20 protein-coding genes and 2 tRNA genes are annotated in these 24,492 nt (G+C 72.2%); 20 read left to right on the top strand and 2 right to left on the bottom strand.

Translation table 11 applies throughout. The features are described from left to right. Positions 1-84: 84 nt before the first annotated feature. The 4 genes from IG62_RS0128800 (at position 85) to IG62_RS0128785 (ending at position 3,875) form a co-directional block, all read left to right on the top strand. A complete protein-coding gene (locus IG62_RS0128800) occupies positions 85-582 on the top strand; it encodes a hypothetical protein (protein WP_030809545.1) in 498 nt (165 codons plus the stop codon). A 72-nt stretch (positions 583-654) separates the two neighbouring features. Then, on the top strand, positions 655-1,923 hold the full coding sequence (locus IG62_RS0128795; protein ID WP_030809542.1) for a glutamate-5-semialdehyde dehydrogenase: 1,269 nt from the start codon (positions 655-657) through the stop codon (positions 1,921-1,923). A gap of 87 nt (positions 1,924-2,010) precedes the next feature. Continuing rightward, positions 2,011-2,643: a membrane protein gene (locus IG62_RS0128790; RefSeq protein WP_030809539.1), complete on the top strand. Its 633-nt coding sequence runs from the start codon at positions 2,011-2,013 to the stop codon at positions 2,641-2,643. 107 nt (positions 2,644-2,750) lie between these two features. Continuing rightward, positions 2,751-3,875 (top strand): hypothetical protein, encoded by a 1,125-nt coding sequence (locus tag IG62_RS0128785; protein WP_030809535.1) that lies wholly within the window; start codon positions 2,751-2,753, stop codon positions 3,873-3,875. A 60-nt stretch (positions 3,876-3,935) separates the two neighbouring features. Here the strand turns inward: IG62_RS0128785 and IG62_RS0128780 are convergent, their stop codons facing one another. After that, entirely contained in the window at positions 3,936-5,024 is a 1,089-nt protein-coding gene (locus IG62_RS0128780) for a M48 family metallopeptidase (RefSeq protein ID WP_030809532.1), read from the bottom strand. Positions 5,025-5,175: 151 nt separating this feature from the next. Here IG62_RS0128780 and IG62_RS48005 point away from each other — a divergent pair, with 151 nt between their 5' ends. From IG62_RS48005 to IG62_RS0128735, 9 genes are all read left to right on the top strand, one after another. Continuing rightward, on the top strand, positions 5,176-5,325 hold the full coding sequence (locus tag IG62_RS48005; RefSeq protein ID WP_199812542.1) for a hypothetical protein: 150 nt from the start codon (positions 5,176-5,178) through the stop codon (positions 5,323-5,325). 142 nt (positions 5,326-5,467) lie between these two features. Beyond that, positions 5,468-5,629, top strand: coding sequence for a hypothetical protein (locus IG62_RS48000; protein WP_030809529.1), 162 nt, complete (start codon positions 5,468-5,470; stop codon positions 5,627-5,629). A gap of 52 nt (positions 5,630-5,681) precedes the next feature. Beyond that, positions 5,682-6,293, top strand: a complete 612-nt coding sequence (gene nadD, locus IG62_RS0128765; protein WP_051798734.1) for a nicotinate-nucleotide adenylyltransferase — start codon at positions 5,682-5,684, stop codon at positions 6,291-6,293. Between the two features lie 24 nt (positions 6,294-6,317). Beyond that, positions 6,318-8,195 (top strand): LCP family protein, encoded by a 1,878-nt coding sequence (locus tag IG62_RS0128760; protein WP_030809526.1) that lies wholly within the window; start codon positions 6,318-6,320, stop codon positions 8,193-8,195. A gap of 273 nt (positions 8,196-8,468) precedes the next feature. Then, entirely contained in the window at positions 8,469-8,903 is a 435-nt protein-coding gene (rsfS, locus tag IG62_RS0128755; protein ID WP_030809523.1) for a ribosome silencing factor, read from the top strand. Positions 8,904-8,917: 14 nt separating this feature from the next. Then, positions 8,918-9,553, top strand: coding sequence for a histidine phosphatase family protein (locus tag IG62_RS0128750; protein ID WP_234326795.1), 636 nt, complete (start codon positions 8,918-8,920; stop codon positions 9,551-9,553). A 113-nt stretch (positions 9,554-9,666) separates the two neighbouring features. Then, a tRNA-Ala gene (locus IG62_RS0128745) sits at positions 9,667-9,739 on the top strand. A gap of 149 nt (positions 9,740-9,888) precedes the next feature. Then, entirely contained in the window at positions 9,889-10,065 is a 177-nt protein-coding gene (locus tag IG62_RS47995) for a hypothetical protein (protein ID WP_199812541.1), read from the top strand. Positions 10,066-10,068: 3 nt separating this feature from the next. Further along, positions 10,069-10,302, top strand: coding sequence for a hypothetical protein (locus tag IG62_RS0128735; RefSeq protein ID WP_030413843.1), 234 nt, complete (start codon positions 10,069-10,071; stop codon positions 10,300-10,302). A gap of 220 nt (positions 10,303-10,522) precedes the next feature. Here the strand turns inward: IG62_RS0128735 and IG62_RS0128730 are convergent, their stop codons facing one another. After that, positions 10,523-11,857 carry a glycosyltransferase 87 family protein gene (locus IG62_RS0128730; RefSeq protein WP_030809518.1) on the bottom strand — a complete coding sequence of 445 codons (1,335 nt, stop codon included), beginning with the start codon at positions 11,855-11,857 and terminating at the stop codon, positions 10,523-10,525. A gap of 155 nt (positions 11,858-12,012) precedes the next feature. Between IG62_RS0128730 and IG62_RS0128725 the strand changes: the two genes are divergently transcribed. The 7 genes from IG62_RS0128725 to IG62_RS0128685 all read left to right on the top strand — a co-directional run. Then, a tRNA-Ala gene (locus IG62_RS0128725) sits at positions 12,013-12,085 on the top strand. Positions 12,086-12,426: 341 nt separating this feature from the next. Then, a complete protein-coding gene (locus tag IG62_RS0128720) occupies positions 12,427-14,385 on the top strand; it encodes a S53 family peptidase (protein ID WP_030809515.1) in 1,959 nt (652 codons plus the stop codon). A gap of 256 nt (positions 14,386-14,641) precedes the next feature. Beyond that, a complete protein-coding gene (locus IG62_RS0128715; protein WP_030809512.1) occupies positions 14,642-17,548 on the top strand; it encodes a leucine--tRNA ligase in 2,907 nt (968 codons plus the stop codon). Between the two features lie 247 nt (positions 17,549-17,795). Continuing rightward, positions 17,796-18,641 (top strand): hypothetical protein, encoded by an 846-nt coding sequence (locus IG62_RS0128710; protein WP_051798732.1) that lies wholly within the window; start codon positions 17,796-17,798, stop codon positions 18,639-18,641. A 360-nt stretch (positions 18,642-19,001) separates the two neighbouring features. Continuing rightward, the gene (locus tag IG62_RS0128705; protein ID WP_030809506.1) at positions 19,002-19,847 is read left to right on the top strand and encodes a DegV family protein; all 846 of its coding nucleotides are present in this window, start codon (positions 19,002-19,004) and stop codon (positions 19,845-19,847) included. Between the two features lie 515 nt (positions 19,848-20,362). Beyond that, a complete protein-coding gene (locus IG62_RS45360) occupies positions 20,363-21,322 on the top strand; it encodes a ComEA family DNA-binding protein (protein ID WP_234326794.1) in 960 nt (319 codons plus the stop codon). Between the two features lie 407 nt (positions 21,323-21,729). Beyond that, a partial coding sequence (locus IG62_RS0128685) for a ComEC/Rec2 family competence protein (protein WP_420711123.1) occupies positions 21,730-24,492 on the top strand: 2,763 nt, incomplete at its 3' end.

The following is a 24,492-nucleotide window of genomic DNA, read 5'->3' as shown; positions in this document are numbered from 1 at the left end:
CGCGCCAGCGCACCCGTCGACGTACCACCCAGTCGGCCCCGCAACCGCCCGGGGCCGAGCAATTCGCAACACAGGAGGCCGCCGGTGAGACGAGGGCGCCCAGGGGCACCGCCCCGAGGGACGGCGGAGCGCACACTGACCAGCGTCGGACCCGGCCCGGCCGCCGGCCGGCCCGAGGACGAGGAGCTGGAGGAGCGCAGCGGGACCGCGCGGCGCACCGCGGAGAGCGACCGCGGAGAGGCGTCCCGGCTCTGGCACATCACCCTCAGCGTCTCGGGGGCCGAGGCCCCGCTGCGGGAGGTCCGGCGGGCGCTGGAGCAGCTCGCGCACGACCATCCCTTCCTGCTGACCAGCCGCTACGCCAACGACCACGCCGAGATCCGCTACTGGGAGGAGGCCCGCGACCTGCACGACGCCGCGGCGGTCGCCCTGCGGCTCTGGGGCGAGCACCGCTCGACGGCCAAGCTGCCCCCGTGGGAGATCGTCGGCCTGGAGGTCATCGACCGTGAGACGTACCACCAGCGCATCGCCGAGGGTTACGGGCCGCCACCGGCCGCACCCGTAGGCGTACACCCCTTCTGACTGGCGGCCCGATGCGTTCCGCGCTGTGAGATGGCCCCTGGCCGCGGCCTGCCCGCCCGATAGGCTGCGGCCATGACCAGCAGCGCATCGCAGACCTCGCCCGTCCTCGACACCGCCCGCCGTGCGCGGGAGGCGGCCGCCGTCCTGGCGCCACTGCCGCGGACGGCCCGCGACGCCGCGCTGCTCGCCATCGCCGACGCCCTGGTGGAGCGGACCGGGGAGATCGTCGCCGCCAACGACCGGGACGTCGCCAAGGCCCGGGAGGCCGGCACCGCCGAGTCGATCGTGGACCGGCTCACCCTCACCCCGGAGCGGATCGCGGCGATCGCCGCGGACGTCCGCCAGGTCGTGGCGCTGCCCGACCCGGTCGGCGAGGTGGTCCGCGGCTCGACCCTGCCCAACGGCCTCGACCTGCGCCAGGTCCGGGTCCCGCTCGGCGTGATCGGCATCATCTACGAGGCCCGGCCCAATGTGACGGTGGACGCCGCCGCCCTGTGCCTGAAGTCCGGCAACGCCGTGCTGCTGCGCGGCTCGTCCTCCGCCTACGCCTCCAACAGCGCCCTGGTGGACGTGCTGCGCGACGCCGTCCGGAGCGCTGGGCTGCCCGCCGACGCCGTCCAGCTGGTGCCCGGCGAGAGCCGCGACTCGGTGCGCGAGCTGATGCGCGCCCGCGGCCTGGTCGACGTGCTGATCCCGCGCGGCGGCGCCTCGCTGATCCGTACGGTCGTCGAGGAGTCCACCGTCCCGGTGATCGAGACCGGCACCGGCAACTGCCACGTCTACGTCGACGAGGCCGCCGACCTCGACATGGCGATCGACATCCTGATCAACTCCAAGGCCCAGCGGCCCAGCGTCTGCAACGCCGCCGAGACCGTGCTGGTGCACGCCGGGATCGCCGAGAAGTTCCTGCCGCGCGCCTTGGAGGCGCTCACCGAGGCCGGGGTGGTCGTGCACGGCGACGCCGCCTGGCAGCAGGCCGGACCCGGGCTGGTCGCCCCCGCCACCGACGAGGACTGGGCCACGGAGTACCTCTCGTACGACATCGCGGCCGCCGTGGTGCCCGACCTGGACGCAGCGGTCGCGCACATCCGGCGCTGGACCTCCGGGCACACCGAGGCGATCGTCACCACCTCGCAGGCCGCGGCCCGCCGATTCACCCAGTTGGTGGATTCCACCACCGTCGCGGTCAACGCCTCGACCCGCTTCACGGACGGCGGACAGTTCGGTTTCGGCGCCGAGATCGGCATCTCCACCCAGAAGCTGCACGCCCGCGGCCCCATGGGCCTGCCGGAACTGACCTCCACCAAATACATCGTCACCGGCGACGGCCACACCCGCTGACACCGACCCCGGATTTCCCGCCCCCGCCGCCCCGTTCTCTGTGCTTTCTCCCTGCCCAAAATGGTCCCCCGGGGCTAACCTGGACGGGTGCCGGACGACGTGGGGGGCACGCCGTTCCCGGACGGCGAAGAGCCCGACGAGCACCACCACGGGAGCCACGGAAAAGCGGATGAGGAATTCGCTTCCGTGGTCTTCGACGAGGAATTCGTCCGGTCCGCGCGGATCCACGAGCCCTCGGCGGTCGAGCGGATGCTGGCCGCCGCCGAGGCGCGCGCCGAGGCCGAAGCGGCCCGCTCGACCGCCGGTTTCGGTCCCGACGGCGACGGCCCGGACGACCACGACGCGTACGGCGACCCGCGGCACCACGGTGCGTACGGCGGGTACGGGGACGACGAGTACGACGACCGGCCGCACGGCCCGTACGGCCCCTACGGCGGCTCGCTGCGGCCCTACCGCGGCAGTATCCGCTGGCACCGGCCGGTGGCCTGGGTGCTGGCCGTGGTCATGGGCATCGGGCTGGTCGCGCTGGCCTTCAGCGCCGTCTTCCGCGGTGCGTCCGGGCGCAACCAGAGCCCGGCGCCGGCTCCCACGTCCAGCGGTGTCGACGCCCCGGCCACCGGCGGCGCGGACAGCGTCCGCACGGCCCGCCCGGGCCTGCCGTCGCTGCCGTCCGCCGAGACCGTGCGCCCGTCGTTCTCCGCCGGCACCCGGGCACAATGACCCCGTCGCGCGTTGCCCGCATCCGGGGCGCCCGAAACGGAACGGTGCGCTGAAGTTGCCCGCCGCCCCGGCGTTTACCTTCGCCCCGGCCGACCTACTCTTGTTGTATGACCGGGCCTGGTGACCCTCCCGAAGGGACGCCCAACGGCGCCCCGGGAGGCGGTGAGGACGAGTACCGATCCGTCGTCTTCGACGAATCGTTCGTGCGCGCTGCGCGGCTGCAGGAATTCTCCGCCGACGAACGGCTCGGTGAGCACCACGCACCCGCGGTGAAGACCCGCCGCGCCTGGATGCGGCTGGGGGGTTCCCGGCAGGCGATCCTCCTGGTGCTGCTGATCGTGCTGGCCTTCGGCACCGCCGTCTACATGGGCATCCGGCACCCCTACAAGACCCCGGAACCGCCCCGGGTGCAGCCGTTGCGGTCGGCCGTCGTGCCGCTCGCGCCGAGCGGGGAGGTGCCCGGCGGCACGCCCGAGGACCTCTTCGCGCACAGCCCCGCGGCGAATTACCGGATCGGCGCCGCGGGTGTGAACCTGCCCACGGTCTCCCGCACCGACCACTTCTCCGACGGCCAGATCGTCTCCGCGCTGACCATCGCCAAGGACTACCTCGTCCGCTCCTCGCTGGACCCGAACGCCCTCACCGGCGGTTCCGTGCGGCCGCTGCGGCTGCTGCTCGACACCGGCCAACTCGACCAGTTCGACCGCAGCTTGGCGCACCCGGACGACAACGGCCGGAACGCCGCCACCGGCTGGCTGGTCCGCTTCGACCCGAAGCAGACCCGGCTCGCCGACCGGAACGTACGGGTCAACGGCACGCTGTCCGCCGCGGAGCTGAGCCCGGACGCGCTGGAGGTCACCGCGGACTACACCTTCGTCTACGCCGTCCGGCCCGCCCCCGGCGCACAGCGGGCCGCGGCCGGCCAGGACGCCGGCAAGGCCACCCCGGGCGCCGCCTCGCTGGTCACCGTGCGGCGCGAGATGCACTTCCGGCTGGGCCGCGACGACCTGACCGACCACCGCCTGGAGGTGCTGCAGAGCAGCCTGCAGGCCGGGCCGCTGGCCTGCTCCTCGCAGTCGGCCGACGCGCTGCACCCGCTCTTCGCGGGACAGCACGCCGGCAGCGACCGCCCGGCCGGCACCGACCCCTACGCCAGGGACCGGGCCAACCCCTCGCTGTGCGGTCAGCTGGCGCCGTCCGCCGAGCCGAGGCCGGCCCACCCGATCCGCTAGGCGTCCGAGGGCCCGCCGGGCGGACGAGCCGCTCCGACGGGCGTCGTGCGCGTCGTTCCGTCAGGCTTCCGAGCCGTTGGTCCGGTCCGTGCCGTTGGCGCCGCCCTGGCCGCCGCGCGAGCCGCCGCCGAAGACCGTGTCCCGCAGCTTGCCGCCCAAGTCGCCCGCACCGCCCGCGATATCGCGGACCAGGCCCATCAGCGGGTCCTTGCTGTTGCGGACCGACTCGGCGTAGTGCGCCGCCGAGTCCCGGAACGAGTCGGACACCGAGGCGTCCTGGTCCTCGTCGCGGCGGGGGTAGTGGCCGTCCATGATCCGCTGGTATTCGCGGCTGGCCGCCCACTTCTTCAGCTCGGCCGCCCGCACGGTCGTGAACGGGTGGCTGCGTGGCAGGAGGTTGAGGATCTTCAGCACGGAGTCGCGCAGATCGCCGCCCGACTCGTACTCGTCGGCCTGCTTGAGGAAGGCGTCGACGTTCATCTCGTGCAGATGATTGCCGCCGGCCAGCTTCATCAGGCCTCGCATCGAGGCCTGCAGGTCCTGCCCGACCAGCAGTCCGGCGCGGTCCGCCGACAGCTCGGACTTGCGGAACCACTCGCGCAGCGCCGTCACGATCGCCATGATCGCGACGTTGCCCAGCGGGATCCAGGCGACCTTCATGGCGAGGTTCGTCAGGAACAGCAGGATCGTGCGGTAGACCGCGTGCCCGGAGAGGGCGTGGCCGACCTCGTGGCCGACGACCGCCCGCATCTCCTCCTCGTCGAGCAGCTCGACCAGACCGGTCGTCACCACGATGATCGGCTCGTCCAGGCCGATGCACATGGCGTTGGGCTGCGGGTCCTGATTGACGTACATCGGCGGGACCTTCTCCAGGTCCAGGATGTAGCAGGCGTCGCGCAGCATGTCGTTCAGGTGCGAGAACTGCTGGTCGCTGACGCGCACCGAATCCGACAGGAACAGCAGCCGGAGGCTGCGCTCCGGCAACAGGCCGCTGAGCGTCTTGAAGACGGTGTCGAACCCGCTGAGCTTGCGCAGGGCGACCAGCGCCGAGCGGTCCGCGGGGTGCTCGTACGACCGCGAGGAGATTCCGGGGAATCGCCGCCGGTCCCGGCTCGGTACACGCGCGCTGCCGTCTGGGCTCTCCGTCATTGGGGCCTCCCCCTCTTCGACTGCGTGAGTTTCAGACTAGAGGACGCCACCGACAGGCGAATGGATGCTCGGGCGTACGCTGGCGATCGCACCAATGACCGCACAGGCCCGTACAAAAGACCCGCCGGGCCGGTACCCGAGGAGCGCCGCCATGCCGCATCCGAGCCTGCTGCTCGCCGCAGCCGAGGAGACCGCCAGGGACGGCGGCCCCGGATGGATCCTGCGCACCGTGATCATCGTGGGCGTGCTCGGCGCCGCCCTCCTCGCGTGGTTCCTGCTGCGCGGCTACGGCCAGGACTGACCGGCCGGGACCGCGCCCCGTCAGGCGTGCGGACGCGGCCGGGCGCATCCGGGTGGAGTCGCCGTGAGCCCGCGGTGGGCCGACGCATACGATGTGGTGGAAGTCTCTGCCCGCAACCGAGCCCGGATTGGTCCTGCTGACGATGAGCCTGCACACCACCGCACAGTCCCTGGTTTCCCTCGCCGCCGAACCCGGCCACGAGGGCGGTCACGCCAGCCTCAGCCCTTTCGTGACCGGCGGCGGTGCCCTGTTTGTCCTGCTCCTCCTGCTGTGGGTCACGACCCGCTTCAACCGGGACCGCTGAGCCCCGGCACCCGGACCCCGGCATCGCGCGCCGCCCAGTAGGGTCTGCACGCATGGGAGAGCACACAGGGCCCGTGAAGCGGCGACTCGGAGTGATGGGCGGGACGTTCGACCCGATCCACCACGGACACCTGGTCGCCGCCAGCGAGGTGGCCAGCCAGTTCCACCTCGACGAGGTCATCTTCGTGCCGACCGGACAGCCGTGGCAGAAGAGCCACAAGAAGGTGTCCCCGGCCGAGGACCGGTATCTGATGACGGTCATCGCGACCGCGTCGAACCCGCAGTTCTCCGTCAGCCGCATCGACATCGACCGCGGCGGCAAGACGTACACGATAGACACGCTGCGTGATCTGCGCGCGGAGCACCGTGACGCGGATCTGTTCTTCATCACCGGCGCCGACGCGCTCAGTCAGATCCTGACCTGGCACGATGCCGCGGAGCTGGTGTCGCTCGCCCACTTCATCGGGGTGACCAGGCCCGGCCACGTCCTCGCGGACCCCGGGCTGCCCGAGGGGGCGGTGTCCCTGGTCGAGGTGCCCGCGCTGGCCATCTCCTCGACCGACTGCCGGGCGCGCGTCGCCCAGGGGGATCCGGTCTGGTACCTGGTGCCGGACGGTGTGGTGCGCTACATCGACAAAAAGCAGCTGTACCGCAACGACCGCTGACGGGGCTGACGGAAAGGGGCACCGGTGAGCGACCGACACGATCCGTACGGGCCGCAGGACCCGTATGCCCGCGACCCTTACGCCCAGGAGCAACAAGGGCAGCAGGGACAGCCGGGCTACACCTACGACGCCTACGGGCAGCCGGTCTACCACGACGCCGCCCGGCCGCCGTACGAACAGCAACACGACGTGTACGGCGGGCACTCCGCCCCGCCCGCCTACGAGGGCTACGACCCGTACGGCACGGCACAGGGCCACCAGGCGCAGCAGGCCTACCAAGGTCACCAGGGCCACCAGGGACAACAGACCGGCGGGGAGTACGGCTACGACCCGTACGGCCGCGGCCAGGTCCAGGCCGAACCCGGCTACCCCCAGCAGTACGACCCGTACGGCCGGCCGCAGCAGGCAGCCCCCCAGCAGGCACCCCCGCAGCAGGTCCCCCCGCAGGAGTGGATCCCGCAGCAGGCCCAGCGGTCGCCGTACGAGCAGCTCTCCTACGAGGAGCAGCGCCACGGCGCGCCGGCACCCGGGGGCCGCGAGGACACCCGGCAGCCGGGCGGCGGGCGCCGCGCCCCCTTGGACGGTCCGGCGGCGGAGACGGCCAACGGCCCGGCCGACCGGGCCGGCGGTGCCTCCTCCGGCGACCCGGAGTACCACACCGAACAGTTCTCCTTCATCGAGGAGCCCGACGAGGACTCCGAAGACGTCATCGACTGGCTGAAGTTCACCGAGAGCCGCACCGAGCGGCGCGAGGAGGCCAAGCGGCGCGGCCGCAGCCGGATCATCGCGCTGTCGGTCGTCCTGGTCCTCCTGGTGGCCGGTGGTGCCGGCTATCTGTGGTGGGCGGGCAAGCTGCCCGGACTGGCCGGACCGGGCACCGGCCCGGCCGCCGCGGCCGGCGGCCAGAAGCGCGATGTCCTCGTCGTGCACCTGCGGGACACCAGGACGGGCAACAGCTCGACCGCGCTCCTGGTGGACAACGAGACCACCCACAAGGGCACCACCGTCCTGCTGCCCAACAGCCTCGTGGTCCCCAAGGACGACGGCAGCGCCACCACGCTGGGCAAGTCCGTGAAGGCCGACGGCGCCGAGCCCACCCGGGACGCCCTCAACAGCCTCCTGGGCGCCGACCTGAAGGCCACCTGGCGGCTGGACACCCCCTATCTGGAGAACCTCGTCGAGACGGTCGGCGGGATCACCCTCGACACCGACGCCACCGTGCCCGGCGCCAAGAAGGGCGCCTCCCCGGTGGTCAAGCAGGGCCGCGCCCAGGACCTGGGCGGCCAGGCGGCCGTCGCCTACGCCACCTACCAGGCGCCCGGCGAGCCGCAGACCCGGCAGCTCCAACGCTTCGGCCAGGTCATGCAGGCGACGCTGAAGAAGGTCTCCAGCGATTCGGACGGCGCCACCGCCACCGTCAAGGCGCTCCTCCAGGTCCTCGACCCGCCGCTCACCGAGGCCCAGCTGGGCAGCTCGCTGGCGCAGCGCGCAGAACTGGCGAAGACCGGGGCCTACCGCACGACCCTGCTGCCCGTACAGGCCGATGGCACGCTCAGCCAGACCACCGCGACCGGCGTCGTCAAGGACGTGCTCGGCGGCACGGTCAAGAAGACCGCCCCCGACACCACCGCCCGGGTGGCCGTCCGCAACGCCACCGGCAACAAGGCGGCGACCGGAAAGGCGCAGGTCGCCCTGCTCAACGGCGGCTACACCTTCGTCGACGACGGCACGGAGGGCGCGGCCCGGGCCGCCTCCCAGGTCACGTACGCGGACGCCGCCTCCAAGGCGAAGGCCACCGAGGTCGCCAAGACGCTGGGCCTGCCGGCGGGCCGGGTCCGGCAGGGCAAGGGCGCCGGGAACGCCGACATCACCGTGGTCCTCGGCCAGGACTACAAGGGCTGACGGGAGGGGCGGGCGGTCCGCCGCAGGACCGGCCCGCCCCGCTACGTCACCGGTGGGCCGGAGCCACCGGCGCCGCTCTGACCAGCCCGGATGCGTGATCTGACCCGCTGGTTCGAAAACCCTGCCGGGAGTGTCGGTGGTCCGTGAGACCCTTGAGGGGTACCTGACCGCCGATCCGGTTGCCCTCGGGGACCGCGGCGCGCGCCGCGGCGGGGCCGAGCCCCCCGCCCCGTGACCGGCCGGAGAAGCAGCCCTCGACCCGGAAAGCCGCTTGTGACCGCCACGGACCGCTCCATCGAGCTCATCAACGCCGCAGCCCAGGCCGCGGCCGACAAGCTCGCGCACGACATCATCGCGTACGACGTCAGTGACGTCCTCTCGATCACCGATGCCTTCCTGCTGGCCTCGGCCCCCAGCGACCGCCAGGTGAAGTCGATCGTCGACGAGATCGAGGAACGGCTCTCCAAGGACCTCGGCGCCAAGCCGGTCCGCCGCGAGGGCGACCGCGAGGCCCGCTGGGTGCTGCTCGACTACGTCGACATCGTCGTGCACATCCAGCACAGCGAGGAGCGCGTGTTCTACGCGCTCGAGCGGCTGTGGAAGGACTGCCCGGAGATCGGCCTCCCCGAGGACGCCAAGGCCACCCGTGGCAAGGCGGCCGCGCACGCCGAGGCCGCCGCGGGTGGACAGGACGGAGAGCTGCTCTGAACGGCACGAAGCGGGTGACGAGCCGCCGCATCGTCCTGTGGCGGCACGGCCAGACGGCCTGGAATCTGGAGCGCCGCTTCCAGGGCTCCACGGACATCGAGCTGACGGACGCCGGGCTGGCCCAGGCCCGGCGCTCGGCCCGGCTGCTCGCCGCCCTCCGGCCGGACGCGATCATCGCCTCCGACCTCAGCCGCGCAGCCGCCACGGCGAAGGAGCTCGCCGGGCTCACCCGGCTCGACGTGACCCATGACGCGGCCCTGCGCGAGACGTACGCGGGTTCCTGGCAGGGCCTGACCCACGAGGAGATCCTCGCGCGCTACGGCGAGGAGTACACCGCCTGGAAGCGCGGTGAGCCGGTGCGGCGCGGCGGCGGCGAGCTGGAGACCGAGGTGGCCGACCGGGCCGCCCCCGTGGTGCTCAACCACGCCGACAAGCTGCCCGAGAACGGCACCCTGGTCGTCGTCAGCCACGGCGGCACGATCCGCACCACCATCGGGCGGCTGCTCGGCCTGGAGGCCCACCACTGGGAGGGTCTGGGCGGTCTGTCGAACTGCTGCTGGTCCGTGCTCGGCGAGGGCGCGCGCGGCTGGCGCCTGTTGGAGCACAACGCCGGCACCCTGCCGGAGCCGGTGCTCGGCGACGACGTCTGACCCCGCCGGTGGCCCCGGCGGACCCGGATTTCACATCTGGGCAGGTCGCAGGCTAAAGTTCTTCTTGTTCGCGGCGCCGCCGGGGAAAACCCCGGAGGAGCGGAACAAGACCCGGGGCTATAGCTCAGTTGGTAGAGCGCCTGCATGGCATGCAGGAGGTCAGGAGTTCAATTCTCCTTAGCTCCACAACCCGGATGATCCCGCCTCCAGATGGAGGCGGGATCATTGCGTATGTGCGGACCCGCGCAGGGCCCGGCCCGCTGTGAAGACGGACCTGACCTGGTGGGCCGTCCGTGGCAGAATCGGACGGCGCCGCCAGGGGAGGAGAAACAGCGATGCCCACGAGCATCCTCGGGGAGGTCGACGACCTGCTCGACGCCGCTGAGTCGGGCGCCTGCTACGGCTCTGCCCTGCAGTGCCCCTCGTGCGGGTCGTCGCACGTCGCACAGGTGCTGGGCGACAACGGCGGCATCTCCTTCGTTTGTACGGCCTGCGGCCACAGTTGGAGCTGATGGATGGGCGCCCACAGCAGGAAATGTGACTGGTGCGGCAGCGGCACGCCGATCGTCCGCGACATGGAACCGGTCAACACCGACTACCAGTACTGGTGCGAGGAATGCGCCCGCGCCCTGGTCATAAAGGGCGACCCGATCGAGACCTACCGGGAGCTCGACGGAGAGCCGATCTACGGGCGGCTGCTCGACGAGCACTGCACGCTCAAGCGCTTCTACTCGTTCGCCACGGCCTGACCGGCGCCGCCCGCCAACTGGAGCCCGTTCCGCACACCTTGGGACGGATGAGCGCGCCGTTCTGACCCCCTCCCGGTCATCTCCGGAGGCTTCCGGGCACTTCCGTACGGTTCCGGTCGGTTCCGGTCGGACGGAACTGCCGTGGGCCCGCCCGGCGTTGGACCGGTCGACGGCGTGCGGACCGGTGCCCCGGCAGATCCTCGACGGGCTGTCCGCCGTGTCAATCGCGGGTGACGGGGGAGTGGTTGGCCCGCCACAGCCGGATCCCGGCCAGTGCCAGCACGGCCAGCCCGGCGAGCGGATAGACGTCGGAGAGCAGCATCTGGAGGCCGTTCTGGTGCAGTTCCTGGTGCTGGTGCCAGCGGTGCGGCACCCACCACAGCGCGAAGGAGCAGAAGAGGAGGCCGAGCGTGACGGTGGTCACCCACCGGCGGCGTGCGCCGGTGCCGGTCCGGTCGAGCGCCTCGGATCCGAGCAGGATCAGCATCGGTACGCACCACACCCAGTGGTGGGACCAGGAGACCGGGCTGATGAGGAGGGCGGTCGCGGCGCAGGCGACGGCCGCCCAGGCGCGCCCGCCGTCGGACGGGGAGGTCTGTGACCCGCGCAGCAGTGCCCCGGCGGCCAGGGCCAGGCCCGCGAGCGCGGTCAGCCCGGCCAGTACGGCCCAGGAGGCGCCGGGGTCGTGGGTGTGCAGCAGCCGGGCGAGTGCGCCGCGCAGCGACTGGTTCGCGGTGATCTCCACCTCACCGACCCGGTCGGCGGCGAACACGATCTCCGTCCAGAAGCGGTGCGAGTCGCGGGGCAGCGCGAGGGCGGAGAGGAGGGCGGTGGCGAGGAAGGTCGCGGTGGCGACGGCGGCCTGCCGCAGCCAGGGGTTCCAGGCGGCGCGCGGACCGGCGCCGGAGCGCAGGCGCTGCCCGGCCCGGACGGCGCCGGCCACGGCCAGGAAGACGGCGAACAGTGCCGGTGTGAGCTTGATGCCGGCCGCGATACCGATGCCGATACCCGCGAACCGGTGGCTGTCCTTGCGGGTCAGGTCCCACAGCACGAGCGCGGCGAGCAGCAGGTTGATCTGGCCGTAGCGCAGCGTCGTCCACACCGGCTCGCACCACACCAGCAGCGCCGAGACCGCCAGGGCGGCGGCCGGCCGGGGCAGCCGGCGGGGCCGGTCCGCCAGGCGCAGCGAGAGGCCGACGACCGCGACGAGCAGCAGCAGGTTCCCGGCGGTGGCCAGGGTGCGCATCGCCGGGACGCCGAGGAGGGTGAGCGGGGTGAAGAGCAGTGCGGCGAAGGGCGGGTAGGTGTTGGGCAGGTGGGCCGAGGTGGCCACCATGTCGTAGAGGGACTCGCCGTTGCGGACGGTCAGCCCCTCGGCCCGGTAGACCATGAGGTCGATCATCGTGACGTGCGCGAGCCGCTGGGCGATCCAGAAAGCGCTGAAGGAGACCAGGCAGGCCAGCGCCGCCGCGGCCGTCGGATGGCGGCGCAGGACGCCCCTGTCGGGGTGCGGGCCGCCGGGGTCGGTGGGCTGTTCCAGCTCCAGCGCGGTCACGGCGTACGGCTCCCCCAGGACGAATCGGGCACGGCCTGCCGACAGTACCGCGCGCCCCGTCCACGGGCCCTCGGGAGAACGATTTGGCAGAAGGCGGGGAGGTCCGTGTAATGTAGGCGATGCCGCAGCGGGGAACCGGGCGGAAAACAAAATCTGGGGCTATAGCTCAGTTGGTAGAGCGCCTGCATGGCATGCAGGAGGTCAGGAGTTCAATTCTCCTTAGCTCCACAAAAACAGAGCAGGCCGTCCATTGCGGACGGCCTGCTCTGCTGTGTGCGCCCGGCTCCCGGGTGGGGTGAGTGCTTGGCATGCGGAGTGACACCCCGTCAAGTACCTGTCCGCTATGGCGGATTCACTGTTCGCCGGATGGTCATTCCTGACCAGTCCTTGTCATTCCTTGGCCTCTTCTTGGTGATCACATTCCCCTGACATGAACAGTTCACCGAAAGAGTGGCGAATCGCGTGAGCGTCACATCCACCGCATGCACCGCTCGTGAGGTGCCGCGCATCGGCGCACCGGCGCACCGCGTCACCCCGCAGCGCATCGCATCGCCACAGCAGGGGGTTACATGAGATCAAGCCACACCGGATCACCGCGCGTCCGCGCCGGTCTGGCCTGGGCAGCCGCGCTGCCCCTGGTCGCCGGCGCGCTCGCACTCGGCGCGCCCGCCGCCGACGCCGCGGGCCACGACGGTGGCCGGCACGCACTGCTGGGCACCAAGCCCCTCTGGGCCACCCAGAAGGCCGACCAGGGCGCCACCGCGGACTCCACGGCCGTCACCGCCCGGGTCTACCTCGCCGGCCGCGACGCCAAGGGCCTGGCCGCCTACGCCCGGGCCGTGTCCGACCCGCACTCGGCCGCGTACGGGAAGTACCTGAGCCCCGCCCAGACGCGGGCGCGCTTCGGCGCCACCCGTGACCAGATAGCCAAGGTGACCGACTGGCTGACGAAGTCCGGCCTGAAGGTCACCGGCTCCACCCACCGCTACCTCACGGTCCAGGGCGACGCGGCCGCCGCCGAGCAGGCCTTCGCCACCGACCTGCACAACTACCGCAAGGGCGGGCACACTTACCACGCCCCGTCGACCACCGCCTCCGCGCCCGCCACGCTGGCCGACGCGGTGCTGACGGTCACCGGCCTGGACAACGCGCCGAAGCTCGCCAAGCACCACTCCGGCGAACTGCCGCCCCCGGAGGGCGTCTTCCGGAACTCCGGCCCGTTCTCCTCGTACTACGGCTCGCGCACCAACAAGAGCCTGCCGTCCGCCTACGGGAGCAAGGCGCCGTACGCGGTCAAGGGCTACACCGGCAAGCAGCTGCGGGCCGCCTACGGCGCGAAGAAGTGGACCGGCAAGGGTGTCACCGTCGCGATCACCGACGCCTTCGCCTCGCCGACGATCTCCAAGGACGCCGCCACGTACGCCGCCCGCAACGGCGACGCCGCGTACCGCCGCGGCCAGCTCTCCCAGGTGCTGCCCAACAAGTACACGCACATCGACGAGTGCGGCGCGGCCGGCTGGTACGGCGAGGAGACCCTCGACGTCGAGGCCGTCCACGCGGTCGCCCCGGCCTCCGACGTGGTCTACGTCGGCGCCTCCTCCTGCATGGACGACGATCTGATCGACTCGCTCGGCAAGATCGTCGACGGGCACCTCGCCGACATCGTCTCCAACTCCTGGGGCGACATCGAGGCGAATGAGACCCCGGACGTGGCCGCCGCCTACGACCAGCTCTTCCAGCAGGGCGCCGTCCAGGGCATTGGCTTCTACTTCTCCTCCGGCGACAACGGTGACGAGGTCGCCAACACCGGCACCAAGCAGGTCGACACCCCGGCGAACTCCGCCTGGGTGACCGCCGTCGGCGGCACCTCCCTGGCCGTCGGCAAGCACGACAAGTACCAGTGGGAGACCGGCTGGGGCACCCAGAAGGCGCTGCTCTCCAAGGACGGCAGCAGCTGGGCCGGCTTCCCCGGCGCCTTCAACGGCGGGGCCGGCGGCGGCGTCAGCAAGACCGTCGCGCAGCCCTTCTACCAGCGCGGAGTCGTCCCGGACTCGCTGTCCAACACCCTCCTGAAGGGCCGGATGCGCACCGTTCCGGACATTTCCGCGGTCGCCGACCCCAACACCGGCTTCCTGGTGGGACAGACCCAGACCCTGCCCGGCGGCAAGCTCGGCTACGACGAGTACCGCATCGGCGGCACCTCCCTGGCCGCCCCGGTCATCGCCGGCGTCCAGGCGCTCGCCCAGCAGGCCCGGCACGGTGTGGCCATCGGCTTCGCCAACCCCGGCATCTACCAGCGCTACGGAACGTCCGCCTACCACGACGTCACCGACCACCCGCTGGGCGCCGGACGTGACCTCGCCGTCGTCCGCGTGGACTACGTCAACGGCACCGACAGCAGCGCTGGCACCACGACCTCGCTGCGCAGCCTCGGCAAGGACAGCTCCCTGCACGCCGTCGTCGGCTACGACGAAGTCACCGGCGTGGGCAGCCCCAGCGCCGGCTACGTGAGCTCCTACCGTCCCTGACGGATCGGCGCGGCCCGCGCCGGGGGAATCCCGGCGCGGGCCCCGCACGCCCTTGCGGTACCCTGGCGCCATGCGTGCCGTACGCCTTCTGCTTAGCGGGCCGCGCTGATCAGTGCCGACGGATGACAGACCCGTCGGAATCGGCGCGGCGTCCCCTCCTGTGCGAGGGGTCTTTTTGTTTCCGGAGTTCCGGGGACAAGTTCCGGAACAAGGCGCGTTTCCGCAGGCAGAGACGATCGATGGAGCTTTGAGGACGATGAGCGAGACGACCACCGCTGCCGAGGTGGCAGCGCCGCACCGCTATACGGCCGCGCTGGCCGCCGACATCGAGGCACGCTGGCAGGACTTCTGGGAGAAGGACGGGACCTACGAGGCCCCGAACGCGAGCGGGGATCTGGCCGGCGACCCGGAGCTGGTGGCCCGCCCCAAGAAGTTCATCATGGACATGTTCCCCTACCCGTCGGGCGCCGGCCTGCACGTCGGCCACCCCCTGGGGTTCATCGCCACCGACGTCTACGCCCGCCACCAGCGCATGACGGGCCACAACGTCCTGCACACCCTGGGCTTCGACGCCTTCGGCCTGCCCGCCGAGCAGTACGCCGTCCAGACCGGCACCCACCCGCGGGTCTCCACCGAGGCCAACATCGTCAACATGCGCCGCCAGCTGCGCCGGCTGGGCCTGGGCCACGACCCGCGCCGCTCGGTCGAGACGATCGACCCGGCGTACTACAAGTGGACCCAGTGGATCTTCCTGCAGATCTTCAACTCCTGGTACGACCCGGAGGCGGACGCCGCCCGCCCGATCGACACCCTGGTGGCCCAGTTCGAGGCCGGCACCCGCCCGACCCCCGACGGCCGGCCCTGGGCCGAGCTGAGCGTCACCGAGCGCGCCGACATCCTGGGTGAGTACCGCCTGGCGTACGCCTCGGACGCGCCGGTCAACTGGTGCCCCGGCCTGGGCACCGTACTGGCCAACGAGGAGGTCACCGCCGAGGGCCGTTCCGAGCGCGGCAACTACCCGGTCTTCAAGGCCAAGCTGCGCCAGTGGAACATGCGCATCACCGCCTACGCCGACCGGCTGCTGCGCGACCTGGACGCGCTGGACTGGCCGGAGGCCATCAAGCTGCAGCAGCGCAACTGGATCGGCCGCTCCGAGGGCGCCCGGGTCGACTTCCCGGTGGGCGACGACAAGATCACCGTCTTCACCACCCGTCAGGACACCCTGTTCGGCGCCACGTACATGGTGCTGGCCCCCGAGCACCCGCTGATCGCCGGCTCCGAGGACGGCGACACCACCGGCACCATCGTCCCCGGCGCCTGGCCCGAGGGCACCCACGACGTGTGGACCGGCGGCCACGCCACCCCGCGCGAGGCCGTCGCCGCCTACCGCAAGCAGGCCGCCGCCAAGTCCGACCTCGAACGGCAGGCCGAGGCCAAGGACAAGACCGGCGTCTTCACCGGTGTCTTCGCCACCAACCCGGTCAGCGGCGAGCAGGTCCCGGTCTTCATCGCCGACTACGTCCTGATGGGCTACGGCACCGGCGCGATCATGGCCGTGCCCGCGCACGACACCCGCGACTTCGCCTTCGCCCGCGCCTTCGAGCTGCCCATGCGCTGCGTCGTCGAGCCGACGGACGGCCGCGGCACCGACCCCGCCACCTGGGACGACGCCTTCGCCTCGTACGACGCCAAGATCATCAACTCGTCCGGCGACAGCATCTCGCTGGACGGCCTGGGCGTCACCGAGGCCAAGGCGAAGATCACCGACTGGCTGGCCGAGCGCGGCATCGGCGAGGGCACCGTCAACTTCCGGCTGCGCGACTGGCTGTTCAGCCGCCAGCGCTACTGGGGCGAGCCGTTCCCGATCGTCTACGACGAGGACGGCGTGGCGCACGCGCTGCCCGAGTCGATGCTGCCGCTGGAACTGCCCGAGGTCGAGGACTACTCCCCGCGCACCTTCGACCCGGACGACGCCGACACCCAGCCCGAGACCCCGCTGTCCCGCAACGAGGACTGGGTCAACGTCGAGCTGGACCTGGGTGACGGCCGGGGCGTGCGGCGCTACCGCCGCGAGACCAACACCATGCCCAACTGGGCGGGTTCCTGCTGGTACGAGCTGCGCTACCTGGACCCCCGCAACGACGACGCGCTGGTCGACCCGGCCGTCGAGCAGTACTGGATGGGACCGCGCGACGGACAGCCGGCCGGCGGTGTCGACCTGTACGTGGGCGGCGCCGAACACGCCGTGCTGCACCTGCTGTACGCCCGTTTCTGGTCCAAGGTGCTGCACGACCTGGGGCACGTCTCGTCCTCCGAGCCGTTCCACAAGCTGTACAACCAGGGCATGATCCAGGCCTTCGTCTACCGGGACAGCCGCGGTATCGCCGTCCCGGCCGCCGAGGTCGAGGAGCGGGACGGCGCCTACTACTACCAGGGTGACAAGGTCAGCCGCCTGCTGGGCAAGATGGGCAAGTCCCTGAAGAACGCCGTCACCCCCGACGAGATCTGCGCCGAATACGGTGCGGACACCCTGCGCCTGTACGAGATGGCGATGGGCCCGCTGGACGTGTCGCGGCCGTGGGACACCCGGGCGGTCGTCGGCCAGTACCGCCTGCTGCAGCGCCTGTGGCGCAACGTCGTCGACGAGGCGACCGGTGAGGTCACGGTCGCGGACGTGCCCGAGTCGGACATCGACGTGGACACCCTGCGCGCCCTGCACAAGGCCATCGACGGGGTCGGCCAGGACCTGGCGAACCTGCGCTTCAACACCGCCATCGCCAAGGTCACCGAGCTGAACAACCACCTGACCAAGACGGGCGGCCCGGTCCCGCGCACGGTCGCGGAGCGGCTGGTCCTGCTGATCGCCCCGCTGGCCCCGCACATCGCCGAGGAGCTGTGGCGCAAGCTGGGCCACACCGACTCGGTGGTGCACGCGGACTTCCCCGTAGCGGACCCGGCGTACGTCGTGGACGAGACCGTGACCTGCGTCGTCCAGATCAAGGGCAAGGTCAAGGCCCGTCTGGAGGTCGCCCCGTCGATCTCCGACGCCGACCTGGAGGCGACCGCACTGGCCGAGCCGGCGGTGGTCGCGGCGCTGAACGGCGCGGACATCCGCAAGGTCATCGTCCGCGCCCCGAAGCTGGTGAACATCGTCCCGGCGTGAGCCACCGAGGGGCTGCCGGTCCGTGAGGACGTGAGCCATCGACGGCGCCCGCCGGTCCGTGAGGACATGAGCGGCGGGCGCCGGCCGGGCGGGCAGCAGGCCGGCCGGCTGAACGCGGCATAGGGGGTTTCCCCTAAGGGCAGGTTGGGGGTTCTTCCGGACCCCGCAACCTGCCCTTTCCGTTTACGGTGGAAGGACAGGGCGCGGACGAAAGTCCGGCGCCACCGACACGCCTGGGGGAGATCCCATGGAAGCCGCCGCCGCCATCCTCGGACTGCTCTTCGTGCTGTTCGTCCTGGCCGGCGTGCTCCTGACGGTCAAGGCCGTGAAGGCGACCAAGCGCGGCGTGGACCGTACGGTCGCCCAGGCGCGCAGAACGGTCGAGGACACCACCCTCCGGGCCCGGCAGCTCGCCCAGCCCGGCGTGGTCGGCGAGCTGGCCCAGCTGCGGCTGTCGCTCAGAACGTCCATGCGGGCCACCCAGGACGTGCTGTACGGGGGCCCTCCGGACGATGCCTCCCTGAGCGAGGCGATCGGCCTGTTCGAGCGGCTGAGCGCCCATGGCCACGAGCTGGACGCCGACCTCAAACGCCTGGAGCGCGAGCCCGACCGGGCCACCATCGCCGCCCGCCTCCCGGAGCTGAGGGAGCGCATGGAGCGGATCACGCACTCCGCCGAGTCGCTCCGCTGGGCCGCCCGCGACCGGGCACGCAAGTTCGCCGACGACGACCTCGCGGCACTCACCGACCAGATCGACGTCGAGGCGGGCGCCTTGCGCCACTGGACCCAGGCTCCTGACGAGCCGGCGAGAGATCGGGACGGCCGGGGTGGGGGCTGGGGTCGCTCCGGGGACGTTCGAGGGACGGGGCAGGGGACGTCGCCCGGCGGTCACCGCTCGGGGGTGCCGGAGGATGAGGAAGAGCAGCAGCGGGCGATCACCGCGCGCGACGACCGCAGCCGGCCGACGTACCCGTGGGAGAAGACCCCGCGGGCGCAAGACGTGGCGACTTCGCGGCCGGAGGGCAGGGGCGGGAGCGGGGACAGGGGAGCAGGCAGCGGTACCGGCAGGGGCACCGGTACGACCAAGACTTGAGCGAGGCGAGGTGGAGGAGGCGGGTGGGGGGCGGGGCCCCGGGGAAGGCCCATCCCACCCGTGGCCATAGGGGAGGCCCACCGGGAGCCCGCCTTCAGGGGGCACCAACCGGGAGAGCCCGCTGCCAGGTGACGCCAACTGGGACTCCGCCGCCGGGGTGCGCCCACCGGAGTGCCCCCGGGCGACCGTGGCCGTCGTGGGGCCGTCACGAGGACCGTCACGAGATTCGTCGCGAGGGCGTCGCGGGGGTGATGCTTCCGTTGCCCGCTGGGCACTTGGCAGAGCCTTGGGGAAACCTGGAAGATCTTGGGGACGGACCCGCACTGTGCGACGTCCCGATCCCCGGATAATCTCCCAGTCATGTCCCGCCATGTCGCGATCGTCACCGATTCCACGGCCTACCTGCCGCGGACGGCCGTCGAGCGCCACCGCATCACGGCCGTACCGCTGACCGTCGTCCTGGGGGACCAGGCCCTCGAAGAGGGAACCGAGATCTCCGCGAGATCCGTCGCCCAGGCCCTGCAGAAGCGGCGCAGCGTGACGACGTCCCGGCCCAGCCCGGCCACGTTCGCGGACACCTACCGCCAGGTGGCGGCGGCCGGAGCGACCGGCATCGTCTCCCTCCACCTCTCCTCGGAATTCTCCGGCACCTACGATGCGGCCGTGATGGCCGCCAAGGAAGCCCCGGTTCCGGTACACGTCGTGGACACCGGGATGGTCGCCATGGCCCTCGGGTTCTGTGCCCTCGCCGCCGCCGAGACCGCGGAAGCCGGCGGCGACATGGACGAAGCGGTCGCCGCGGCGGAGAAGCGGGCCGCGGGGACCTCCGCCTACTTCTACGTCGACACCCTGGACTACCTCCGGCGCGGCGGCCGGATCGGCGCGGCCCAGGCCCTGCTCGGCTCGGCGCTGGCCGTCAAACCGCTTCTCCAGCTGGCGGACGGACGGATCGAGCTGCTGGAGAAGGTCCGTACGGCGTCCAAGGCCATCGCGCGGCTGGAGGAGATCGCAGCGGAACGGGCGGGCGAGGGCCAGATCGACATCGCGGTGCACCACCTCGCCGCCGCGGAACGCGCCGACGCGCTCGCCCAGCGGCTCCGTGAGCGGATCCCGGGACTGAACGAGCTCCATGTGAGCGAGGTCGGCGCGGTGATCGGCGCACACACCGGGCCGGGGCTGCTGGGGGTCGTGGTGTCGCCGCGCTGAGCGAGGCGTGAGGGGCACGGCAGGGCCCGTGTGGGTGGCGAAGTTATCCACAACTGTGGGGTTGTCCACGGGATTTGACGCCGCTCAGCGGACTTTGCATCGGTCACTTAGCGTGAGGAGTTATGAACTCCTCGCAGACTGCTCGACTCGACTCGTCCGTATCCGTTTCCACGAGGGCCGCGCCGGCCGACAGCCCCTCCTCGGCGCCGGAAGCCTCTGCCGAACTATCCGGCTGGCCGTGGGCGTCCGACTCAACAGCCCCGTACGAGCAAAACGTACCGTTTGATACTCCATCTCCTCCTGATAGTTCCCCTCGTCCTGACACGTCAGCTCCTCCTGACACGTCACCTCGTCCTGACTCTCCGTCTCGTCCCGGGTCGTCATCTCTTTCTGGCTCGTCACCCCCTCCGGAGTCGGTGGGCGCATCTGTGGCGCCCTCACCCGAGTTGGTGGGCGCATCCTTGGCGCCCTCGCCAGAGCTGGTGGGCGAAGCTGTGCCGTCCTCGCCCGAACCTGTGCGCGAACCCGCGGTCCCCTCTCGTGCGCGGGCGCGTGAGGAGCGGGAGCGTGAGCGGGTACGGGCCCGGGTGGCGGCGATCTTCGGCGATACGGAGCGGGCGTCCGCGATGACCGGACCGCCGCCACCCGGACACGATCCCCCGCCCCAGCCCCGACCCCCGCGCCGGGCGGAGCGGTCCTGGCTGGCGGTGCGCGAACGGCTCCCGCTGTGGCTGCAGTTACGGTGCGGTACCGACCCCAGGGCACTGGCCGCCCTGGCATTGGTGCTGATCGTGGCGGTGGCGTTCGCGGTGCACCACTTCTGGACCGGGCGCCCGGAACCGGTACGCGCCCCGGCCGTCGAACGGTCCGCAACGGGTTCGGACGACCAGCACCACGGGCCCGGTGTGGCCGCCGACCGGCACTCGTCGGCGCTCCCGTCACCCGCATCCTCGTCGACCTCGTTGACGGGCGCGACTGGTTCATCGGGTGGTTCACCGGGCGGTGGTGGGCGCCAGTTGGTCGTTGATGTCACGGGCAAGGTCCGGCATCCCGGCATCCACCGTATGCCGCCGGGCTCACGGGTGATCGACGCGCTGCGGGCCGCGGGCGGTGTGCTGCACGGGGCGGATATCAGCGGGCTCAACCGGGCGCGGCTGCTGACCGACGGTGAACAGATCGCGGTCGGCGTGCCGGGCGCCGCAGCCGGGAGCGGTGCCGGCATCGGTGGTGCCGGGACCGGTGGTACGGGCGGCGGGACGGCGGGCGGCGGAACCGGTCCGAGCGGGCCGGTGAGCCTCAGCACGGCGACGGAGCAGCAGCTCGACGCCTTGCCGGGGGTCGGCCCCGTACTGGCGCGCCACATCATCGAATTCCGTACCCAGCACGGCGGCTTCACCTCGGTGGAGCAGCTTCGTCAGGTGACCGGTATCGGCGACCGCCGCTTCGCCGATCTGCGGCCCTTGGTGGAGCCATGACCGCCGCCCGGCCCTCGGTGCACGCCACGTCCCCCTCGCCGCGCGGCGCTTCGGACCCGCAGCAGGAAGGGCCGCCCGATCTGCGCCTGGCCGGACCGGCACTGGCGGCCTGGGCCGCCGCGGCGATCGGATTGGGCGCATCCGGCGACGGGGTGGCGGTGGCCTGCGCCGTGGGGCTGATGCTCGCGGCAGTCGCGCTACGAGTGGCTGTCCTACGGCGCCGGGCGGAACGCGGAGGAGGCGGGGAGTGCGAGGGAACTGAGGAGCGCAAGCAGTACGAACAGTACGAGCAGGATGAACAGTACGAGCAGGACGAACGGTACGAGGAGGGCGGGCAGAGCGGGGCGGGTGCGGGTGGTGAGGCGGCGGGCGGGGCAGGGGGTGCTCGGGGCGGCGGAGCGGGTCGCATGCGCCGGTCCGGCTTCTCCCGTCGGTGGTCCTCCGGGGCGTGGGTGGCGCTGGCCGCCGTGCTGCTGGGTGCTGTCGCAGGGGCGGCGTCCGCGGCGTTGCATGCAGCGGACGTCCGGCGTGGTCCGCTGCCTGACCTGGCGGACCGCTATGCACGGGTGACGGTGGAGCTGGAGGTGACGGATGATCCTCGGCTGACCCGGCCCCGGGTGCGCGGCTCCCAACGGACGCCTGCGGCCGTGGTGTTCAACGCCGATGCCGTGCGGGTGACCGCACCGTCCGGAGCGGTCACCGCCGTGCGCACCCCGGTTCTGGTCCTCGTACGGCAGGGCGGAAGGGACGAAGGTGCGCCGTCCGGCGGCAGCGGAGGCGAGGGGAAGAGCACCGGTGCCGGGGCCGACAGTGCCGATGGCGAGGGCTCTGGCGGTGCGGGCCCTGGCGGCGAGGCGCCCGACGGCAAGGGCCCCGATGGCGCGAGCCCCGGCGGCGAGGGCTCCGGGGGTGAGCGGGACCGGCGCGGTGGGCGCTCGGCGTCAGCGGCCTCGTCGCTGTCGGAGGCTTGGCGCGGGCTGTTGCCGTCGACGCGGATCCGGGTCGTGGCGCGGGCCGTACCGCCGCTCATGCCGGGTGATCAGGTCGCCGCGGTGTTGCGGGTCGACGCCGACGCGCCGCCGGTCAAGGTCGGTGGCCCGTCCGTGTTGCAGCGGGTGGCCGGACGCGTGCGGGCCGGGCTGCGGGAGGCCACGGACGGGCTCCGGCCCGACGCCCGTGCGCTGCTGCCCGGTCTGGTCGTAGGGGATACCTCGCGCGTGCCGCCGGATCTGGACGAGGCCTTCCGGGCCACCGATCTGACGCACTTGCTCGCTGTCTCCGGCAGCAATCTCACGATCGTGCTCGCCCTGCTGATCGGCCCGCCGCACCTCGCCACGCGTGCCGAGCGGCGTGGGCTGGCGCCCCGCCTGAGGCTGTCGCTCCGCGGCACCGCCGTCATCGGCGGCGTGCTCGCGCTGGGCTTCGTGGTCGTGTGCCGACCGGATCCGAGCGTGCTGCGGGCCGCTGCCTGCGGCCTGATCACCCTGCTGGCGATCGGCACCGGCCGCCGTCGTTCGCTGCTCCCCGCGCTGGCCGCCGCGGTGCTGCTCCTGGTGCTCTACGACCCTTGGCTCGCGCGACGGTACGGCTTCCTGCTCTCCGTACTGGCCACCGGCGCACTGTTGTTGCTCGCACCGCGCTGGAGCGCCGCCCTCCAGCGGCGCCGGGTGCCACCCCAGCTCGCCGAAGTGCTCGCCGCCGCTGCCGCGGCACAGGCGGTCTGTGCGCCCGTCATCGTGGTGCTCGCCGCCCGCGTGGGCCTGGTGGCGGTGCCGTGCAATCTGCTGGCCGAGCTGGCGGTGGGTCCGGCGACGGTCCTCGGGTTCGCCGCGCTCGCCGCCGCCCCGTTCGTCCTGCCGGTCGCCAAGGCGCTGGCGTGGTGTGCCGGCTGGCCCACCGAGTGGATCGCCGGTGTCGCCCGTACGGGCGCGGCGTTGCCCGGAGCTGAGATCGGCTGGCCCGGCGGCTGGGTGGGTGCGCTGGCGCTGGCGGCCGTCATGGTGGCGCTGGTGCCGGTCGGGCGACGCGTGGTGCGCCGTCCCTGGCTCTGCGTCCTGTGTGCGTTCGCGCTGTTGCTGGCGGTGTGCCGCCCCGCTCCTCTCACCCGTGTCATCACCGGCTGGCCGCCACCCGGGTGGCGTGCCGTGGTCTGCGACGTGGGGCAGGGCGACGGCCTGGTGCTGGCCGCCGGCGACGGTACGGCTCTGGTGGTGGACACCGGCCCCGAGCCACGCGCGATCGACCGCTGCCTCACGGAACTGGGTATCCGCCGGATCCCCCTGCTCGTCCTCACCCACTTCCATGCCGACCACGTGGACGGACTTCCCGGCGTGCTCCGTGGCCGGTCGGTCGGCGCGATCGAGACCACCACCCTCCAAGATCCGCCGGGCCAGGCCCAGTTCGTACGAGAGACGGCCGCCCGGGCCCGGATCCCGCTCGTGCGCGCCGTCCCGGGGGAGCAGCGGCGGCTCGGCCCGCTCCGCTGGGAGGTGCTCTGGCCTCCGGTCGTGCCGTTCGCCCCCGTGCTCGACGGGCCCAACGACGCCAGCGTGACCCTGCTCGTACGGACCGGCGGACTGACGCTCCTGCTGCTCGGTGATCTCGAACCGCCTGCGCAGCAGGCGCTGCTGGCGGCACATCCGGAGCTGGCCGGGGTCGACGTCCTGAAGGTGGCGCACCACGGTTCCGCACACCAGGATCCGCCGCTGATGCACCAGCTGGCGCCGCGCCTGGCGCTGATTTCGTGCGGCGCCGACAACCCCTACGGCCATCCGGCGCCGCGGACGATCGCCGCGCTGCGGGCCCAGGGCGCCCGGGTGCTGCGCACCGACACCGATGGTGCGATCGCGATCGTCGGCACTCCGGGCAGACTCGCCGCCACTGTGACCGGCCGTCGGACGGGGGCCCGCCTGCCGGGCGGCCGGGGCGGTGGGCGCGGTCGCGGGAGGCGGCGCGGCCGGCGAATACGCAGCCGGGCGCCGGCCGGCAGGGGCCGGTCCGCCGGCCCGCGGATCACGGCCGCCAGTGACGCCGCGCCCTCCTCCCGCCCGAGATGTCTGCCGCCCGGCCTGCCGTCGGCCGCCCGCGGCCCGTGGTCCTCCGGCGGTACTCCTCCGGCCCTCTCCTTGTCCTGTCTCTTATACACATCTCCGAGCCCACGAGACGGACTC

The organism is Streptomyces sp. NRRL S-337 (genome assembly GCF_000720175.1).
Taxonomy (GTDB): domain Bacteria; phylum Actinomycetota; class Actinomycetes; order Streptomycetales; family Streptomycetaceae; genus Streptomyces; species Streptomyces siderophoricus.
The sequence above is the reverse complement of the archived record's forward strand: the minus strand, read 5'-3'. Positions and strand labels throughout refer to the sequence as shown.